Annotated in this window: 13 protein-coding genes; 5 read left to right on the top strand and 8 right to left on the bottom strand. The window is 68.0% G+C overall.

The window, feature by feature from the left end; translation table 11 throughout:
* Window positions 1-2: 2 nt before the first annotated feature.
* Genes dgoD through BM172_RS05565 form a run of 4 tightly spaced genes read right to left on the bottom strand, consistent with a single transcriptional unit; the run spans window position 3 to window position 3,446 of the window.
* Window positions 3-1,151: a galactonate dehydratase gene (gene dgoD, locus BM172_RS05580; protein ID WP_026636330.1), complete on the bottom strand. Its 1,149-nt coding sequence runs from the start codon at window positions 1,149-1,151 to the stop codon at window positions 3-5.
* Window positions 1,148-1,807 carry a 2-dehydro-3-deoxy-6-phosphogalactonate aldolase gene (locus BM172_RS05575; protein ID WP_231504236.1) on the bottom strand — a complete coding sequence of 220 codons (660 nt, stop codon included), beginning with the start codon at window positions 1,805-1,807 and terminating at the stop codon, window positions 1,148-1,150. The genes dgoD and BM172_RS05575 overlap by 4 nt, the downstream gene beginning before the upstream one ends.
* A complete protein-coding gene (locus tag BM172_RS05570; protein ID WP_026636332.1) occupies window positions 1,804-2,724 on the bottom strand; it encodes a 2-dehydro-3-deoxygalactonokinase in 921 nt (306 codons plus the stop codon). The genes BM172_RS05575 and BM172_RS05570 overlap by 4 nt, the downstream gene beginning before the upstream one ends.
* On the bottom strand, window positions 2,721-3,446 hold the full coding sequence (locus tag BM172_RS05565; RefSeq protein WP_026636333.1) for a FadR/GntR family transcriptional regulator: 726 nt from the start codon (window positions 3,444-3,446) through the stop codon (window positions 2,721-2,723). Before BM172_RS05565 ends, BM172_RS05570 begins: the two co-directional genes overlap by 4 nt.
* 400 nt (window positions 3,447-3,846) lie before the next feature.
* Between BM172_RS05565 and BM172_RS05560 the strand changes: the two genes are divergently transcribed.
* The 5 genes from BM172_RS05560 (at window position 3,847) to BM172_RS05540 (ending at window position 11,785) form a co-directional block, all read left to right on the top strand.
* Window positions 3,847-4,998: an aldose epimerase family protein gene (locus tag BM172_RS05560; RefSeq protein ID WP_026636334.1), complete on the top strand. Its 1,152-nt coding sequence runs from the start codon at window positions 3,847-3,849 to the stop codon at window positions 4,996-4,998.
* Between the two features lie 132 nt (window positions 4,999-5,130).
* Complete coding sequence (locus BM172_RS05555; RefSeq protein WP_051548958.1) at window positions 5,131-6,318, top strand: glycoside hydrolase 5 family protein; 1,188 nt, start codon at window positions 5,131-5,133, stop codon at window positions 6,316-6,318.
* A 117-nt stretch (window positions 6,319-6,435) separates the two neighbouring features.
* Window positions 6,436-9,225 (top strand): TonB-dependent receptor, encoded by a 2,790-nt coding sequence (locus tag BM172_RS05550; RefSeq protein ID WP_026636335.1) that lies wholly within the window; start codon window positions 6,436-6,438, stop codon window positions 9,223-9,225.
* Between the two features lie 62 nt (window positions 9,226-9,287).
* Window positions 9,288-10,832: a glycosyl hydrolase gene (locus BM172_RS05545; RefSeq protein WP_051548959.1), complete on the top strand. Its 1,545-nt coding sequence runs from the start codon at window positions 9,288-9,290 to the stop codon at window positions 10,830-10,832.
* Window positions 10,829-11,785 (top strand): glycoside hydrolase family 43 protein, encoded by a 957-nt coding sequence (locus BM172_RS05540; RefSeq protein WP_026636336.1) that lies wholly within the window; start codon window positions 10,829-10,831, stop codon window positions 11,783-11,785. The genes BM172_RS05545 and BM172_RS05540 overlap by 4 nt, the downstream gene beginning before the upstream one ends.
* A gap of 118 nt (window positions 11,786-11,903) precedes the next feature.
* Here the strand turns inward: BM172_RS05540 and BM172_RS05535 are convergent, their stop codons facing one another.
* The 4 genes from BM172_RS05535 to BM172_RS05520 form a co-directional block, all read right to left on the bottom strand.
* The gene (locus tag BM172_RS05535) at window positions 11,904-13,397 is read right to left on the bottom strand and encodes a GGDEF domain-containing protein (RefSeq protein WP_051548961.1); all 1,494 of its coding nucleotides are present in this window, start codon (window positions 13,395-13,397) and stop codon (window positions 11,904-11,906) included.
* Window positions 13,398-13,769: 372 nt separating this feature from the next.
* Window positions 13,770-15,188, bottom strand: coding sequence for a sensor histidine kinase (locus BM172_RS05530; protein ID WP_331279777.1), 1,419 nt, complete (start codon window positions 15,186-15,188; stop codon window positions 13,770-13,772).
* On the bottom strand, window positions 15,185-15,850 hold the full coding sequence (locus BM172_RS05525) for a response regulator (RefSeq protein WP_026636338.1): 666 nt from the start codon (window positions 15,848-15,850) through the stop codon (window positions 15,185-15,187). Before BM172_RS05525 ends, BM172_RS05530 begins: the two co-directional genes overlap by 4 nt.
* 92 nt (window positions 15,851-15,942) lie before the next feature.
* Entirely contained in the window at window positions 15,943-16,356 is a 414-nt protein-coding gene (locus BM172_RS05520) for a hypothetical protein (protein WP_026636339.1), read from the bottom strand.
* Between the last annotated feature and the right edge of the window lie 45 nt (window positions 16,357-16,401).

The raw sequence follows: 16,401 nt of genomic DNA, 5'->3' as shown, positions 1-16,401 counted from the left end.
GCTCACCACTCCGCCACGCTGCCGTCGGCATGGCGCCACAGCGGATTGCGCCAGCGATGGCCTTCGGCGGCGCGCTCGGCGACGTATTCCTCGTTCACGGTGATGCCCAGGCCAGGGCCGGTGGGCATGGTGACGTAGCCGTCCTGGTAGGCGAACACGCTGCGGTCGCTGACGTAGTCGAGCAGGTCGTTGGAGGCGTTGTAGTGGATTCCCAGGCTCTGCTCCTGGATGAAGGCGTTGTGGCTCACCGCGTCGATCTGCAGGTTGGCCGCCAGCGCGATCGGGCCGAGCGGGCAGTGCAGGGCGATAGCCACGTCGTAGGCTTCGGCCATCGCGGCGATCTTGCGCGTCTCGGTGATGCCGCCGGCGTGCGAGGGATCGGGCTGCAGGATGTCCACGCCGCCGGTTTCCAGCACGCGCTTGAAGTCGTAGCGCGAATACAGGCGCTCGCCCAGCGCGATCGGCGCGGGCGAGATGGAGGCGAGCTCGGGAATGCATTCGAGGTATTCGGACAGCACCGGTTCCTCGATGAACATCAGCTTGTACGGTTCCAGCTCGCGCATCAGCACCTTGGCCATCGGCTTGTGCACGCGGCCGTGGAAGTCCAGGCCCAGGCCCACGTGCGGACCGACCGCATCGCGCACCGCCTGCACGTTGGCAAGCACGCGCTCGACCTTGTCGAAGCTGTCGACATACTGCATTTCCTCGGTGGCGTTCATCTTGACCGCGGTGAAGCCGCGCGCCACCGCTTCCATCGCCGCGCGCGCGGTGTCGGCCGGTCGGTCGCCACCGATCCACGAGTACACGCGGATGCGGTCGCGCACCGGGCCGCCGAGCAGGTCGTACACCGGACGGCCCAGGTCCTTGCCCTTGATGTCCCACAGCGCCTGGTCGATGCCGGCGATCGCACTCATCAGGATCGGGCCGCCGCGATAGAAGCCGGCGCGGTACATCACGCTCCACAGGTCCTCGATATGGTGCGGGTCCTTGCCGATCAGATAGTCCGACAGCTCGTCGACCGCCGCCGCCACCGTGTGTGCGCGACCCTCGACGACCGGCTCGCCCCAGCCGCTGATGCCCGCATCGGTGTCGATGCGCAGGAAGCACCAGCGCGGGGGAACCAGAAAGGTGGTGAGGCGGATGATCTTCATGCGCGGTTTCCTTGCGAAGCAGGGTGTAGATGCCGCCAGGCGTCGGCGAAGTCGCGCGCGCGGGCGGCGACGTCGACGGCCGGGCGGCCGGGGGCGTACAGCGACGAGCCGATGCCGAAGCCGGCGGCGCCGGCGGCCAGCCACGGCGCCATGTTGTCGGGCGCGATGCCGCCGACCGGCAGCATGGGCACGTGCCTGGGCAGCACCGCGCGCCAGGCCTTGAGCACGGCGGGCGAGGACTGCTCGGCGGGGAACAGTTTCAGCGCGTCGGCGCCGGCGGCGAGCGCGGCGAACGCCTCGGTCGGCGTGGCGACGCCCGGTACGCAATACAGGCCGGCCTGCTTGGCGGCGCGGATCACAGCGACGTCGGCGTGCGGCATCACGATCAGGCGGCCGCCGGCATCGGCGATGTCCTTCACGCGCGCCGGATCGAGCACCGTGCCGGCGCCGATCAGGTAATCGTCGCCGAGGGCGTCGACCAGGCGGCGGATGCTGATGCAGGGTTCCGGCGAATTGAGCGGCACTTCGAGCACGCGGAAGCCGGCGCCGGCGAGCGCGCCGCCGATCGCCACCGCTTCGTCGGGATGCAGGCCGCGCAGGATCGCGACCAGCGGCAGGTCTTGCAGCCAGGTATGCATGGGCGGTAAGGCACTCATGAGGTGATGGTCGCGGGCGCGGGAACGAGGCCGGCCGCGGCGGCGATGCGCCACAGGCCGTCGGCGGTGGTGCCGTCCGGCGCGCGCGCCAGGCGCAGGCCGAACGTGTCGGCGGCGCGGCGGTAGCGGTCGCACAGCGGGCCTTCGCCGACCATCGGGATGGCGTCGTCGGCGTCGGCCCAGCCGGCGGCCAGGGCCATGCGCAGCTCTTCGCCGATCAGCAGGCCGGACAGATAGTCGGGCACCGCGGCGGGATCGAGCACGCCGTCGAGCATCAGCGCGCGCGCGGAGAACAGCAGCGACAGCGCGCCGGCCGGACCGCTGCCGCGCGCGGCGGCGACGCCGCGGCGGAAGGCGTCGGCGTCGTCGCGCGCCTCCGGCAGCGCAGCGCCCAGGATCGAATGCTGCCGCAGCAAGCCGTACAGCTCGCCGGTCATCACCGTGGCGAAATCGGTGACGATGCCGTCGCGCAGGCGCACCCACTTGCTATGCGTGCCGGGCAGCAGCAGGCGCGTGGTGGCCGGTTCGCGCGCCAGCACGCCGGCGATCTGGGTTTCCTCGCCGCGCATCACGTCGGGACGGTGCGTGTCGTGCAGGCCGGGTACCAGATAGAGCGCATGGCCGTCCGGCGCCGCGATGCGGGTCAGGTGCTGCGCCAGCCGCTCGACGCCGGTGGGCGTATCCAGATAAGGCACTTCCTGCCAACCGTTGCGGCTGCCGACCATGCCGCAGGCGAGCACCGGCAACGCGGGCCAGTCGCGCACGGCGCTGGAGAACGCTTCCGGAAACCCTCCTGCCGGCAGTTGGCGAATGCCGTGGGGCAGGGCGCGCGACTCGAGCGCATGGCCATCCGCGCCGTACAGATAAGCGCGCAGATGAGTGCTGCCCCAATCCAGGCCGATCAGGCCGGCGCTCACGCCGAAGCCTTCCGGCGCGTGCGCGGGCGGCTGCGGCGCATGTTGTCGCGCGAGTCGGCGATCATCGCCAGCATTACCTTGCGCGCCACTTCCGGTTGCTTGCGGCGGATCGCCTCCAGCACCTGGTGGTGGTAGGGCAGCGAATACTTGAAGTCGCCCGCGCTGCGCGCGGACAGGCTGAAGAACGCACTCAACGCGGTTTCCACCACCGAGAACAGCGAATGCAGCAGCTCGTTGCCGGTGGCATGCAGCACGGCGTCGTGGAAGCGCACGTCGGCTTCGGTCCAGGCATCCAGGGTCTGCGCGGCATCCATCGCCTGGTAGGCGGCGTCGATCTCGGCCAGTTGCGCCGCGGTGCGGTGGCGCGCGGCGGAGGCCGCGGCGGCCGGTTCGATCAGTTCGCGCATCTCCACCAGCTTCTCGACGAAATCGTCGGTGGGCATGGAGGCGCAGCGCCAGGCCAGCACGTCGGAATCCAACTGGTTCCAGTAGCGTTCTTCCTGCACGCGCGCACCCACGCCGGTGCGCGAGGCGATCAGGCCCTTGGCCGACAGCACCTTCAAGGCTTCGCGCAAGGCGGTGCGGCTGACGCCGAGGTTTTCCGCCAGGGTTTCCTCGCGCGGAAGCACGTCGCCCGGCTTGACCCGTCCGCTGACGATGCGCTGGCCGAGTTCGTGCATCACATGTCCGTACAAGGTGCGAACGGCGGACGGCTTCTTCATGAATTCCTCGTTCCCCAATGTCTCTCTGACGCGAGAGGCGGCGGTGCCGCAGCTGCCCGGCTTTCGCGGCGCCGGGTCGTTTGTCATACAAACCGACTATAAGCACTTCGCTCGGTTCCTGCCAAGCGTCGAGCGCACTTTCGGACACTTCGTCACATGGACGGCTATTCGTCAGCGATGACGCATTGCGATATTTCTCAGGTCGATTGCGAAAATTTCGGGTCTAGGGAAGTCGCGCAATGGCCTGAAATGACCAAACGAAAACGCGAAGCGATGTCATCCGGATAACCGATGTTGCGTCGCGCAAGGCCGAAAAATCGCGCCGAAGATCACTTGCACGATAATCATACAATGTGATTGCATGCCCCGTCCCGTAAGGGTGGCGAAGGGGAAATGCGACATGCGACGTGCGATGCTCCTGGGTTCCTTGGGTGCGATGGCGATGACGATGGCGACGACGGTGCAGGCGGTGGAAGCGAAGCGCAAAGCATTCGGGGCGCTGCCCGATGGCACCAAGGTCGATGCCGTGGTGCTCGACAGCGGCCATGGGCTGCGCGTCCGCGTCATTGCCTATGGCGCCAGCCTGCAGGAAGTGGTCGCGCCGGATCGCCACGGCAAGGGCGCCAATATCCTGCTGGGTTACGCCAAGCTCGATGACTATCTGAAGAAGCCGCAGTACTTCGGCGCCACGGTGGGGCGTTATGCCAACCGCATCGCCAAGGGCCGCTTCGTGCTGGACGGCCACGCCTACCAGGTGCCGGTCAACGACGGCCCCAATTCGCTGCACGGCGGCGGCAAGGGTTTCGACAAGGTGCTGTGGACGGTGGGCGAAGTGAAGAGCGGCGCCGACGGCGCCAGCGTCACGCTGACCTATGTCAGCCCCGACGGCGACATGGGCTACCCCGGCAAGCTCACCGCCACCGCCATCTATGCGCTGGACGCGCACAACCGCCTCACCATCGAATACCGCGCGAGCACCGACCAGCCCACTATCGTCAACCTGACCAATCACGCCTACTGGAATCTCTCCGGCGAGGGTTCCGGCTCGGTGATGGCGCAGAAGCTCACCATTCCGGCCGAGACCTTCCTGCCGATCGACGCCACTTCGATTCCGCTTGGTCAGTTCAAGCCGGTGGCCGGCACGCCATTCGATTTCCGCCAGGGCAAGCCGATCGGCCGCGACATCCGCACGCCGGATCCGCAATTGCTCAACGGCCGCGGCTACGACCACGACTTCGTCATCGCGCACGACGTGGCGAAGGAGCCGCGGGTCGTCGCCAAAGTGGAAGATCCGGCCTCCGGCCGCGTGATGACGCTCAGATCCACCATGCCGGGCCTGCAGTTCTATTCCGGCAACTTCCTCGATGCGACCAGCGTCGGCACCGGCGGTCAGGTGTACCGCCAGGGCGACGCCTTCGCGCTCGAGCCGCAGTTCCATCCCGATACGCCCAATCAGCCGGCGTTCGGCTCGGCGCGGCTGGCGCCGGGGCAGGCATACCGCCACACCATCGTGTACGAGTTCGGCACGGAGCCGGTGCAAGGCAAGCACTGACGGGCAGGCAGGCGCCCGCCGCAGCGATCGAGCGAAGACGCCCCGAGCGGGCGTCGCGGGAGCGCTTTGCCCGGATATCAACCCAAGGCCTCCGGCAGGGACCGGAGATCGTCTGAAAAAGGGGAGTTCGAAATGAAGCATGCATTGATGGCGACGGCTCTGGGACTGGCGGCGCTGCTCGCCACGCCCGTGTCCCTGGCGCGGGAAAGCACCGCGCGCTGGACGCCCGCCGAAGCCAAAGCCTGGTACGCCAGGCAAGCCTGGCCGCTGGGCAGCAACTATCTGCCGGCCAACGCGATCAACGAGCTGGAGATGTGGCAGGCCGATACCTTCGATGCCGCACGCATCGACCAGGAACTGGGCTGGGCGCAGCAGCTGGGCATGACCACCATGCGCGTGTTCCTGCACGACCTGCTGTGGCAGCAGGATGCCGCCGGCTTCAAGCAGCGCATCGACCGGTTCCTCGCCATCGCCGACAAGCACCACATCAAGCCGATCTTCGTGCTGTTCGATTCGTGCTGGGATCCGGAGCCGAAGCTCGGCGCCCAGCATCCGCCGATCCCCGGCGTGCACAACTCCGGCTGGGTGCAGAGCCCGGGCGTGGCGCTGGCCGATCCCAGCCAGTACCCGCGCCTGGAGCAGTACGTGAAAGACATCGTCGGCAGCTTCGCCAAGGATCCGCGCGTGCTCGCCTGGGATGTGTGGAACGAGCCGAACAATCCCGGCGGCGGCAACTACGACGCGAAGGAGCCGAAGGACAAGTTCACCCTGGTCGCCAAGCTGCTGCCGCAGGTATTCGCCTGGGCGCGCAGCGCGTCGCCGACGCAGCCGCTGACCAGCGGCCTGTGGGAACACGAGGACTGGTCGGATCCTGCGAAACTCGATGCGGTCGAGCGCACCCAGGTCGAGCAGTCCGATGTAATCAGCTTCCACAACTACGGCTGGCCGGAGGAATTCGCCCGCCGCGTGAAGCAGCTGGAAGGCTATGGCCGTCCGCTGATCTGCACCGAGTACATGGCGCGCGGCAACGGCTCGACCATCGACGGCGTGCTGCCGCTGGCCAAGCGGCTCGACGTGGGCATGGTCAACTGGGGCTTCGTCGACGGCAAGTCGCAGACCATCATGCCGTGGGATTCCTGGCAGCGGCCGTACACCTTGCAGCCGCCGACGCTGTGGTTCCACGACCTGCTGCATGGCGACGGCACGCCGTACCGCCAGCGCGAGGCCGAGATCCTGCGCGCACTGTCGCATGCACCGCGCGGCGTGGTGCCGGCGGAGGCGGCGAGCTATCCGGTAGGGACGCTTCTTAAGACGCGCTAAGCCACGCGCGCCACATCGGCGCGCCCGCTGGAGCGGGCCGCCTTCTTTTCTTCCAAACGCATGCCGCCGGCACGCGCCGGCGTCGCTTTGACTCCGAAAACCGGGGAGGTTCATTCCATGACTCGCTACCGCATCCCGCTGTCCCTGCTCGCGATCGCCATCGCCGCCGCGCTGGCACCTGCCTACGCGGCCGATACCAAGCCCGCCGACCAGGCCGCCGATCCGCAACAGTCCACTGACCAGGCCGCACCCGCCGGCCAGGCGCCGGCCAAGAAGAAGGCGGGTACCGCCGACCAGGCTTCCACCCAGAATGCGGTGAATCTCTCCGGCGTGGTGGTGACGCCGCTGCGCGAAAGCCTGCAGAGCGCGCAGGCGCTCAAGCAGGACTCGCGCATGGTGGTCGATTCCATCGTCGCCGAGGACATCGGCAAGCTGCCCGACAACAGCGTGGCCGACGCCATGCAGCGCATCACCGGCGTGCAGATCGCGCAGGGTTTCCAGGGCGAGACCAGCTCGGTGGTGATCCGTGGCCTGCCCAACGTGATCACCACCTTGAACGGCCGCGAGATCTTCAGCGGCGTGGGCCGTGCGTTCGCCTTCCAGAACCTGCCGGCGACCGCGGTGAAGACCGTGCAGGTCTACAAGACCAGCGAAGCCAGCCTGCCCGACGGCGGCATCGCCGGCCTGGTCGACATGCAGCTGTACCGCCCGCTGGATTTCGACGGCAGCAAGGTGGCGGCGACGCTTACCGGCACGCACAGCAAGTACGGCGGCCACACCGATCCCAACGGCAGCCTGCTGCTGAGCAACCGCTGGCACACCGACGCCGGCGAGTTCGGTGCGCTGCTCAACGTCGGCTATGACAAGCAGCGCTATGAGTACAACGCCGTGTGGGCGGACTTCCCCAAGGTGCTCACCGGCGGCAACGGCGCACCGATCCGCACCTCCGCCGGCGACCTGATCTCCGTGCCCAACGGCTGGGGCGCCGACTACAACATCGGCAGCCGCAAGCGCCAGGAAGCCAACTACGCCTTGCAGTGGAAGCCGAACAAGGACACCGAGGTCTATATCGAAGGCCTCTACACCTGGGATTCGGACCGCTACAACCAGCCGTATTACTTCAGCTTCCCGGTGGGCGTGGTCAATCCGTCCAGCCTGTCGGTCACCAACCATTGCTATGCCGACCAGCTGACCGGTTCGCCGTATTACGGCCAGCGCATCTGCGACGCCTCCAGCGGCATGTGGACCGGCGACACCTACGCCGCCACCAGCACGCAGGCGCACGAGCAGTGGGGCCATGACATCCAGAACTCGATCGGCATGAAGTGGCATGGCGACAGGCTCAACCTGTCCACCGACCTGTCCTTCAATTCCAGTTCGTTCCACGACCAGACCTTCATCGTCGACACCTTCCTGAAGGGACCGGTCACCACGGTGTGGAACGGCGCGCAGAACTGGACGCTGGGCGGCAATCCGCAGCTCAACCCGTCGAACTACTACCTCAACGGCCTGTTCCAGACCTGGAACAACCAGCGCGGCGAACAGACCGCGTGGCGCGGCGACGGCACCTATGACCTGGGCGGCGACTTCTTCCAGTACATGGATTTCGGCCTGCGCTATTCCGACCACAAGGCCGAGTACCGCGGCAGCGTCGAGATCTCCACGCCGCCGCCGGGCGGCACCGGCCAGATCGCGCTCAACCCGAACCCCGCCAACCAGGTGGTGGCGCGCTTCCCGAACGGTTATTTCTGCAACCAGCCGACTACCGATGCGATTCCGGTGTCCTGGCTGAGCGGCTGCTACAACTTCCTGGTCAACAATGCCGATGCGATCCGCGGGCTGTACGGCCTGCCGAACGGGCTGGCGCCGGAGAATCCGGGCCGCTTCTATCACATCCAGGAGAAGTCGTACGCCGGCTACCTGCAGTTCGGCTACGGCAACGAATTGTTCGGCCTGCCGTACGACGGCCTGATGGGCATGCGGGTGGAGCGCGTGAAGCGCCATCTCGATGCGTTCTCGTTCGACGCGTCCACCGGCGTCTACTCGCCGCTGACCGCTTCCACCAGCGCGCCGGTCTACCTGCCGAACCTCAGCTTCAACCTGCATCTGCGCGACGACCTGCAGCTGCGCGTGGTGGCGGCCAAGACGCTGACCTATCCGGGCTTCGGCCAGTTGAATCCGTCGATCTCGCTCAATCCCGGCACGATCAACCGCGCCGGCGTGGCCAGCAGCGGCAATCCGAACCTGAAGCCGATCCGCAGCAACAACTATGACGCCTCGCTGGAGTGGTACTTCGGTCCGGCCAGCTATATCAGTGGCGGCGTGTTCTACCGCGACATCAATGGCTACATCCAGAACTACATCACCGACGTGACGATCGGCGGCCAGCCGTACCAGCTGAACTCGCCGCAGAGCGCGGGCTCCGGGCATCTCGACGGCGCAGAATTCGCCTACCAGCAGTTCTTCGACTTCCTGCCTGGCGTATGGAGCGGCCTGGGCGCGCAGTTCAACTACACCTATATCGAGGGCTCCACGCGTTCGCCGCAATACATCGGCGGGCCGATCACCGCCTCGCCGCTGCAGAACGTGTCGAAGAACAACTACAACGCGGTGCTGATGTATGAGAAGTACGGCTGGTCCGCGCGCCTGGCCTACAACTACCGCAGCCGCTACATCCAGGGCTTCAACCAGCCGACGGTGGCGGGTGTGAACGACGAGATCAAGCCGGCCAACCAGGTGGACTTCTCGCTGGGCTACGACGTCAACCAGAACTTCACCGTGGTGCTCAACGCGACCAATATCTTCGGCGCCAACCTGCACCAGTGGTGGGGCGACGGCACCACGCGGCCGCGCGACATCCGCTACCAGGACCGCACCCTGGGCCTGGGCGTGCGCTTCAAGATGTGATTCCTCCCCGGCGGGCGGCGTCGTGGCGTGGCCGCCCGCCTTTTTTATTCGGAGGCAAGTGGATGAAACGAACGATGTTCGCGCTGGCGTTCGCGCTGGCTTCGCTGGCGGCGCATGCCGACGAGCGCGTGGCCGGCGAGCGCATCGCCGACGGCACCGGTTATGCGTCGGTGGTGCGCGCCGGATCGGAGCATGACCGCCTGCTGATGGTGTTCGAGCAGGACGGCATGGCCGGCATTCCGTTGTGGGAAAGCCGCGACGAAGGTGCGCACTGGCGCTTCCTGATGAATGTCACCGACCAGCCGCACGCCGGCGACAAGCAGTGGCAGCTGCGCTGGCAACCGCACATTGCCGAGTTGCCGCGCGCCACCGCCGACCTGCCGGCCGGCACGCTGCTGCTCTCGGCCAACGCCACGCGCAACGACGAGCGCGGCCGCGTCCATGTCGAGGACCTGCAGATGTACGTGTCCACCGACGGCGGCAAGAGCTGGCGTTATCGCAGCTCCATCGTGCAGGGCGGCGGCCGTCCCGAGGACAAGGACAACAAGGGCGTGTGGGAGCCGAACGTGCACCTGCTGGACGATGGGCGCCTGGTCGCCTATTACTCCAGCGAGCAGCACAAGGGCGAGGGCTACAACCAGTTGCTGGCGCACAAGGTCTCCACCGACGGCGGTCGCAGCTGGGGCCAGGAAGTGTGGGACGTGGCGATTCCCGGCGGCGTGCAGCGGCCCGGCATGGCCATCGTCACGCGCCTGCCGGATCACCGTTATGCGATGACGTACGAGAATATCGACGGGCCGCGCAATGGCCAGGTATTCATCAAGTTCAGCCGCGACGGGCTGGACTGGGGCGATCCGCAGCGGCACGGCGAGCCGGTGATGACGCTGTCCGGCTTCTGGCCGGCGGCGTGTCCGGTGCTGCAGTGGTTTCCGCAAGGCGGACCGGAAGGCGTGATCGTGGTGTCGGCGCAACGCGCCGGTGGCGGTGGCGACGAAGGCGGGCGCACCTTGTACTGGAACAATGCCTCCGGCCGCGGCCCCTGGTGGGAAGTGCGCGCGCCGGTGCAGAAGCGCAGCGGCAATATCCACGCGGGCTGGACCCAGGCATTGCTGGAGCGCGGCGACGGTTCGTACCTGCACGTGACATCGTCATCCGCGGCGGATGCGCCGGAGCATGCGTCGCGCAACGAGATGCTGTCGGCCATCGCGCCCTTGCGCTTCGATCGCTATGAAGCCGAGGACGCGGAACTGGCCGGCGCCGCCGTGGTGCCGGATCCGGCCGCTTCCAACCTGCGCAAGGCGCGGCTGGGGCAGGGCGGCGAGGCGCGGCTGCGCTTCCTCGTGCATGCCACGGCCGGCGTGCACAGCTTGCGGGTGCGCTACGCCGACGTGGGCTTGCCGGCCACGCCGGTGTTGGCGGTGAACGGTGCGCGCATGCCTGCGACGATCGAACAGGCGACGGACGGCGGGCAGGTGGCGACGCTCACCGCGCCGCTGCTGCCCGGCTTCAACACCATCGATATCGAAGGCGGCGCGCACGTGCTCGATATCGATTATCTGCAAGTCGACGGCGATGCCGCGTCGCGTTCGGGAGGAAAAGGCAAGTGAAGCGTCATGCCTTGCTGTTCACCCTGTTGCTGGCGGCCATGCCGCTGGCGCAGGCCGCCAAGCCGGTCGGCCCGCTGCTGCCGTCCGGCCCCGATCCCTGGGTGACCCAGCGCGACGGCGTGTACTACTACATGCATACCCAGGGCGACCGCATCTCGCTGTGGAAGACGCGCGACATGGCGAAGCTGGCGCAGGCTGCGCCGGTGACAGTGTGGCGCGCGCCGGCCAGCGGCCCCAACTCCGCGGCGATCTGGGCGCCGGAGCTGCATCTGATCGGCGGCAAGTGGTACCTGTACTACTCCGCCGCCGACAAGGCGCACAACGACGACGCCCACCGGCACGTGTTCGTGCTGGAGAACGCCTCGGCGGATCCGACCCAGGGCCGCTGGTTGGACAAGGGCATGCTGCGCACCAGGCTCAGCGGCATCGACGGCACGGTGTTCGAGCATCGCGGCAAGCTGTACTTCGTGTACTCGGCCTACGTGGGCGATCACAGCGACCTGGTCATCGCGCCGATGCGCGATCCGTGGACGCTGGCCGGGCCGGAGGTGGACATCGCGGCACCGACGTTCCCGTGGGAGATGCGGGGCGGGCGGAAGATCCTGGAGGCGCCGGAATTCCTTCCCGGGCCACGCGGCAAGGTATTCCTCACGTATTCGGCCAGCGCGTGCTGGTCGGACGATTATTCGATCGGGATGTTGAGCGCCGACAGCGATGCGGACCTGCTCAAGCCGGCTTCCTGGTCGAAGTCGCCGCTGCCGGTGCTGAAAAGCTCGCCGCAGGACGGCGTATATGCGACGGGGCACAACGGTTTCTTCAAGGCCGCCGACGGGACCGACTGGATCGTGTTCCATGCCAATGGCGGGCCGGATTGGAAGTGCACCTCCAGGCGCGCGCCGTATATGCAGAAGTTCACCTGGGACGACCAGGGACGACCGGCATTCGGACCATAGCGGCGTAGGTTGGGGTGAGCCGCAGGCGAACCCCAACGGGCATGCGGTTTCACCAGGCGCCCGTTGGGGTTCGCCTGCGGCTCACCCCAACCTACGTCCTACGCCCGGTGGGCGGACATCACGACAACGCCTCCGTCCCCGGCACCTCCGCCCACGCCACCTGATTCCTCCCCGCCCGCTTCGCCGTGTAAAGCGCCGCGTCCGCCGCACTGAGCATCGCCTCGGCGTCGCCATACCGCGCCAGCTCGCTGGACGCGATCCCGGCACTGACCGTGACGAAGCCGCGCACGCCGCGCACATGCAGGATGCGCAGTGCCTCCACCCGCTCGCGCAGTTGTTCCAGCAGGGCGCCGGCGGCATGCGGCAGGTAGCCGCTGATCAGCACCACGAATTCCTCGCCGCCCGCGCGGGCCACGGTGACGCCCGGCATCGACGCGGCTTCGCCGGCCAGGGCCTGCGCGACGGAGGCCAGGCACTGGTCGCCGGCGAGGTGGCCATAGGTGTCGTTGAAGGCCTTGAAGTGGTCGATGTCCAGCATCGCCACCGCCAGCGGCACGTGGACTCGCCGCGCGCGTTCCCATTCGCGGTCCAGCGCGCGGTAGAAGCCGCGGCGGTTGAGCAGCTGGGTCAGGTCGTCGCGCAACGCCGCGCGGCGCAGGCCGTGGTGCAGGCGCTTGAGTTCGTCTTCCGAGGACAGGCGCTTGCCCAGCATCAGCGCGGCGCGCAGCGCGTACGAGGCGATGCCGGCGACCAGCGCGCCCACCGCCACCGCGGGGATGCGATGCAGATAGCCGAAGGCGAGCAGGCACAGTGCAAGGCTGAGGACGAAGGGACTGATGCTGCCGGCCAGGTAGCGGGCGCGGGTGGAGGGCCGGTAGCCGCGCAGCCAGTCGCCGCGGCGCCGGCTCAGCAGCAGGCCGAGCAGGGCGAACGGGACGCTCAGCAAAAACTCTGGCAGGTACGACTCGCTGGACAGCACAAAGCGGTTATGCGCCGCCGGCGCGAACAGCTCGATCCAGGCGAAGGCGGCGAGCACCACGAAGAAGCGCCGCTCGTCGCGGCGGCGCGCGCCCAGCAGGCGCAGCGAGGCGAATACCGCCACGAACAGCGCCATGCCGTCGAACATCCACATGATCGCGCGCGCGTTCTCTGGTTGCGCCTCGGCGCCGGCAACCAGGGCGCGCACCAGGCCGTAGAACATCAAGGCGATGAACACCGCCAGCGCGGCATCCAGCAGCCCGGTCCAGCGGTACACCGGCGGCACCGGGTCGTAGGTGGCGGCGAGGGTGAGCAGCAGGCTGCTCATGCAGAAATAGAAAGTGGGGTCGAAGGCCACCAGGGTGCCCTGGGGATTGGCCAGCGAATCGACGAACAGCAGCACGAAGGCCGCGCCCTGGCTGAACAGTGCGGCCAGCAGCAGCGACCACAGCGGCCGGTTGTGCGGGAGGCTCAGGCCGATGCGCCGGATGCCCAGGATCAGGGTGAGGCCGAGTACGGCCAGCACCAGCGCATAGCTCCAGCTCAGCACGCGCGGCGGCTCGGTCGCCAGCACGGCGAAGTGCGCCGCCAGCAGCGGCGCATACAGACGCGGGGCGAGGGCCTGCATGTTCATGGCGCGTCGTGGGGCAGGTGGTGCGATCACTTAAGCACGAATCCATGGGGACGGGGTATCGCCGGTTCCGACCCCCGGCGATGGCGCCTACGCGGCCATGGCGATGCCGCGCATGGCTGCGCGCATCCGACGTACGCGCCGTGCCGGCATCGGCCTACATACGCAGGCCGCCCGGCGCAGCAATCTGTACTTGTCCGGACGCGCTCCCCAGCGGGTTCCGGACCGCGGCAGCCCGGGACTCTTCCCCTCTCTCGCCCCGGGCCGGCGCGGGTCCCCCCGGTTATCGGGGGGGCCGCTTTTCGAGCGGTAAACGGAAACCGAAGGAGCAGCGCCATGACAGATCCGAACAGGCAGCCGACGCGGCCATCCGGCCTAGCGGTCGCGCGCCGCTTCGTCGCCGTGCAGGGGCAGGCTGACCCGCACGTGCAGCCCGCTGCCGAAGCGCGAATCGAGCAGCTCGATCCGTGCGTGGTGCATCAGCGCCGCGCGCTGCACGATGGAAAGCCCGAGGCCGTAGCCATCGCCGCGCGTGCCGGGCTCGCGATGGAAGCGCTCGAACAGGGCATGCCGGCGTTCGGGCGGGATGCCCGGTCCGTTGTCGGCGACATCGATCACAGCCATCCGTCCCGCCCGCGACAGCGCCAGCTCCACCATGCCGCCGGACGGCACGTGACGCATCGCGTTTTCCAGCAGGTTGCGCAGCATCGCCCTGAGCGCCGCCTCGTCGCCGTACACCAGCAGGCGCTCGGGCAGCGGCACCAGCACCAATTCGACGCGGCTGTGCACGATCACCGAGACCATCTCGTCGATCACGTCGCCGGTGAGCGCCACCAGGTCGACCGGCGCCAGGGCGCGCCGGCCCTCGCCGGATTCCAGTCGTGCCAGCGCCAGCAGCTGCTCCGTGCGGCGAGCGAGCGCGACCAGGCATTCGCGCGCATCGGCCAGGGCGCTGTCGGCGGTACCGGACTCGCGCGCGCCGATCGCGGCGTCGAGGTTGATCATGGTGGAGGCCAGCGGCGTGCGCAGTTCGTGCGCGACATCGGCGCTGAAGCGGCGTTCGCGTTCGAGCGCGCTCTCCAGCCGGCCGATCTGCTCGTTCAGCGCATCCAGCAGCGGGCGCAATTCCAACGGGGCATTGTCCAGCGTCACCGGCGCATGGCTGCCCGGCTCGCGGCGGAGCAGCCGGCGGGCCAGGGTGTCCAGCGGCCTGAGGCCGCGCCGGATCGCCCAGCCCATCAGCAGGGCGAGCAAGGGCAGGGCGACGAACAGCATCAGGCCGTACTGCACCCACAGCGCCTGGCTGATCTCGGTGCGGCTGTCGTAGCGTTCGGCCGTGCGGATGAGTTCGCCATCGCCGGTGCGAGGCAACTGGAACACACGCCAGCGGCGCTCGCCGAAGGAGACGTCGCGGAACGATGCATCGTCCGCGCGCGGCGCGGGCATGCCGTCGAGGTTGGCCGTGGTGGCCAGCAGCCGGCCATCGGCGCCGAACACCTGGTATCCCACTTCGGGCTCGTACGAATGCATGTTCCTGCCGTGCACGGCAGGCGTGCGCGAAGGCGTCGGCACCACCACGGCGTGGCCGTCGTGCGGCATGCCGCCGGTACGCAGCAGCACGTCGAGCGTGCGCGCGGACTGGGCCAGCCGGCCGTCGAGCAGCTCGTGCACTTCCTTCAGCGTGTACCGGTAACTGAGCGCGCCGAGCAGGAGCATCGCCGCAGCGAGGATGGCGATGACCATCCAGCGCAGGCGGGCACGCAGGCTGGGGAAGCTCATTGCCGGTTCGCTCACGAATGATCCAGCGGAATGGTGTAGCCGAAGCCGCGCACCGTCTTGATCGCATCGAAGCTCAGCTTGCGGCGCAGGCCATGGACCAGCACGTCGAGCGCGCCGGAACCGACATCGTTGTCCCAGCCGTAGAGCGAGCTTTCCAGCTGTTCGCGGCGCACGACGCGGCCGGCGCGTTCCATCAGGTATTGCAGCAGGGCGAATTCGCGGCGGCTCAGTTCCACCTTCCGTCCCTGGTAGCTGACCTCGACCGCCGCCGAGTTGAGCACCAGCGGACCGACTTCGATGCGGTTGTCGGCCATGCCGTTGGCGCGGCGCGCGGTGGAACGGATGCGCGCGGCCAGCTCGTCCAGGTGGAAGGGCTTGACCATGTAGTCGTCGGCGCCCGCGTCCAGGCCGCGGATGCGCGATTCCAGGTCGTCGCGTGCGGTCATCACGATGATCGGCGTACGCAGGCGCCGGCCGCGTGCTTCGGTGAGGATCTCGAAGCCGTCGCGGTTGGGCAGGCCCAGGTCGAGCAGGATCAGGTCGACGGAAGGATCGTTCACCGCGGCCATGGCCTCGCGGCCGTCGCGGACCCAGGTGAGGGTATAGGCGAGCTGTTCGAGGGCCCGCTGGATGGCTTTGCCGAGGAGCGGATCGTCCTCGATAAGAAGTATGTGCACGAAAGCACCCAGGGTCGCGAATGGCGCGTATGGCGCGAAGTATCCTGGAAAATGATCCAGCCGGCGCATTAGCGCCGGCTTAGCGTGGAAGCTCAGGCCTGGCGGCCGGCTTCCGCGGCGGCACCGGCTTTCCGTGCACCGAATGCCTCGTGCGCGATCAGGAACGGCACGATGGGCAGGGCATATGCCATCCAGCCCAGTTGCTTCCACAGATAGATCCGCGCCAGCCAGAACAGCACCGGCAATACCAGCGACAGGCTGAAGGCGAATGTCGGCCGGCGCCGCACCAGCAGCAACACCGCCAGGCCGATCGGCGCACAGGCGACATAGGCGAGCTGCCACGGTAGAGCGCCATGGCGCACGGGTTGCAGCGCCGGATAGGCGGGCAGGATATGGAACGCCATATCCATGGCGGTCAGCACGACACCGGCCGCCATCAGGCCGATCAGCCATCGGGCGAAATGGAGAGCGGTCGAAGTGGCAAGCAGCGAGGGTGTCGGTTCCATCCGGGGGGCAACTCGTCCTGAGGCTCGGGGCGTGGGAAAGCAGCG

The organism is Dyella marensis (genome assembly GCF_900112865.1).
Lineage (GTDB): Bacteria > Pseudomonadota > Gammaproteobacteria > Xanthomonadales > Rhodanobacteraceae > Dyella_D > Dyella_D marensis_A.
Note: the sequence above shows the minus strand (reverse complement) of the source record. Positions and strands in the feature narration are given on the sequence as shown.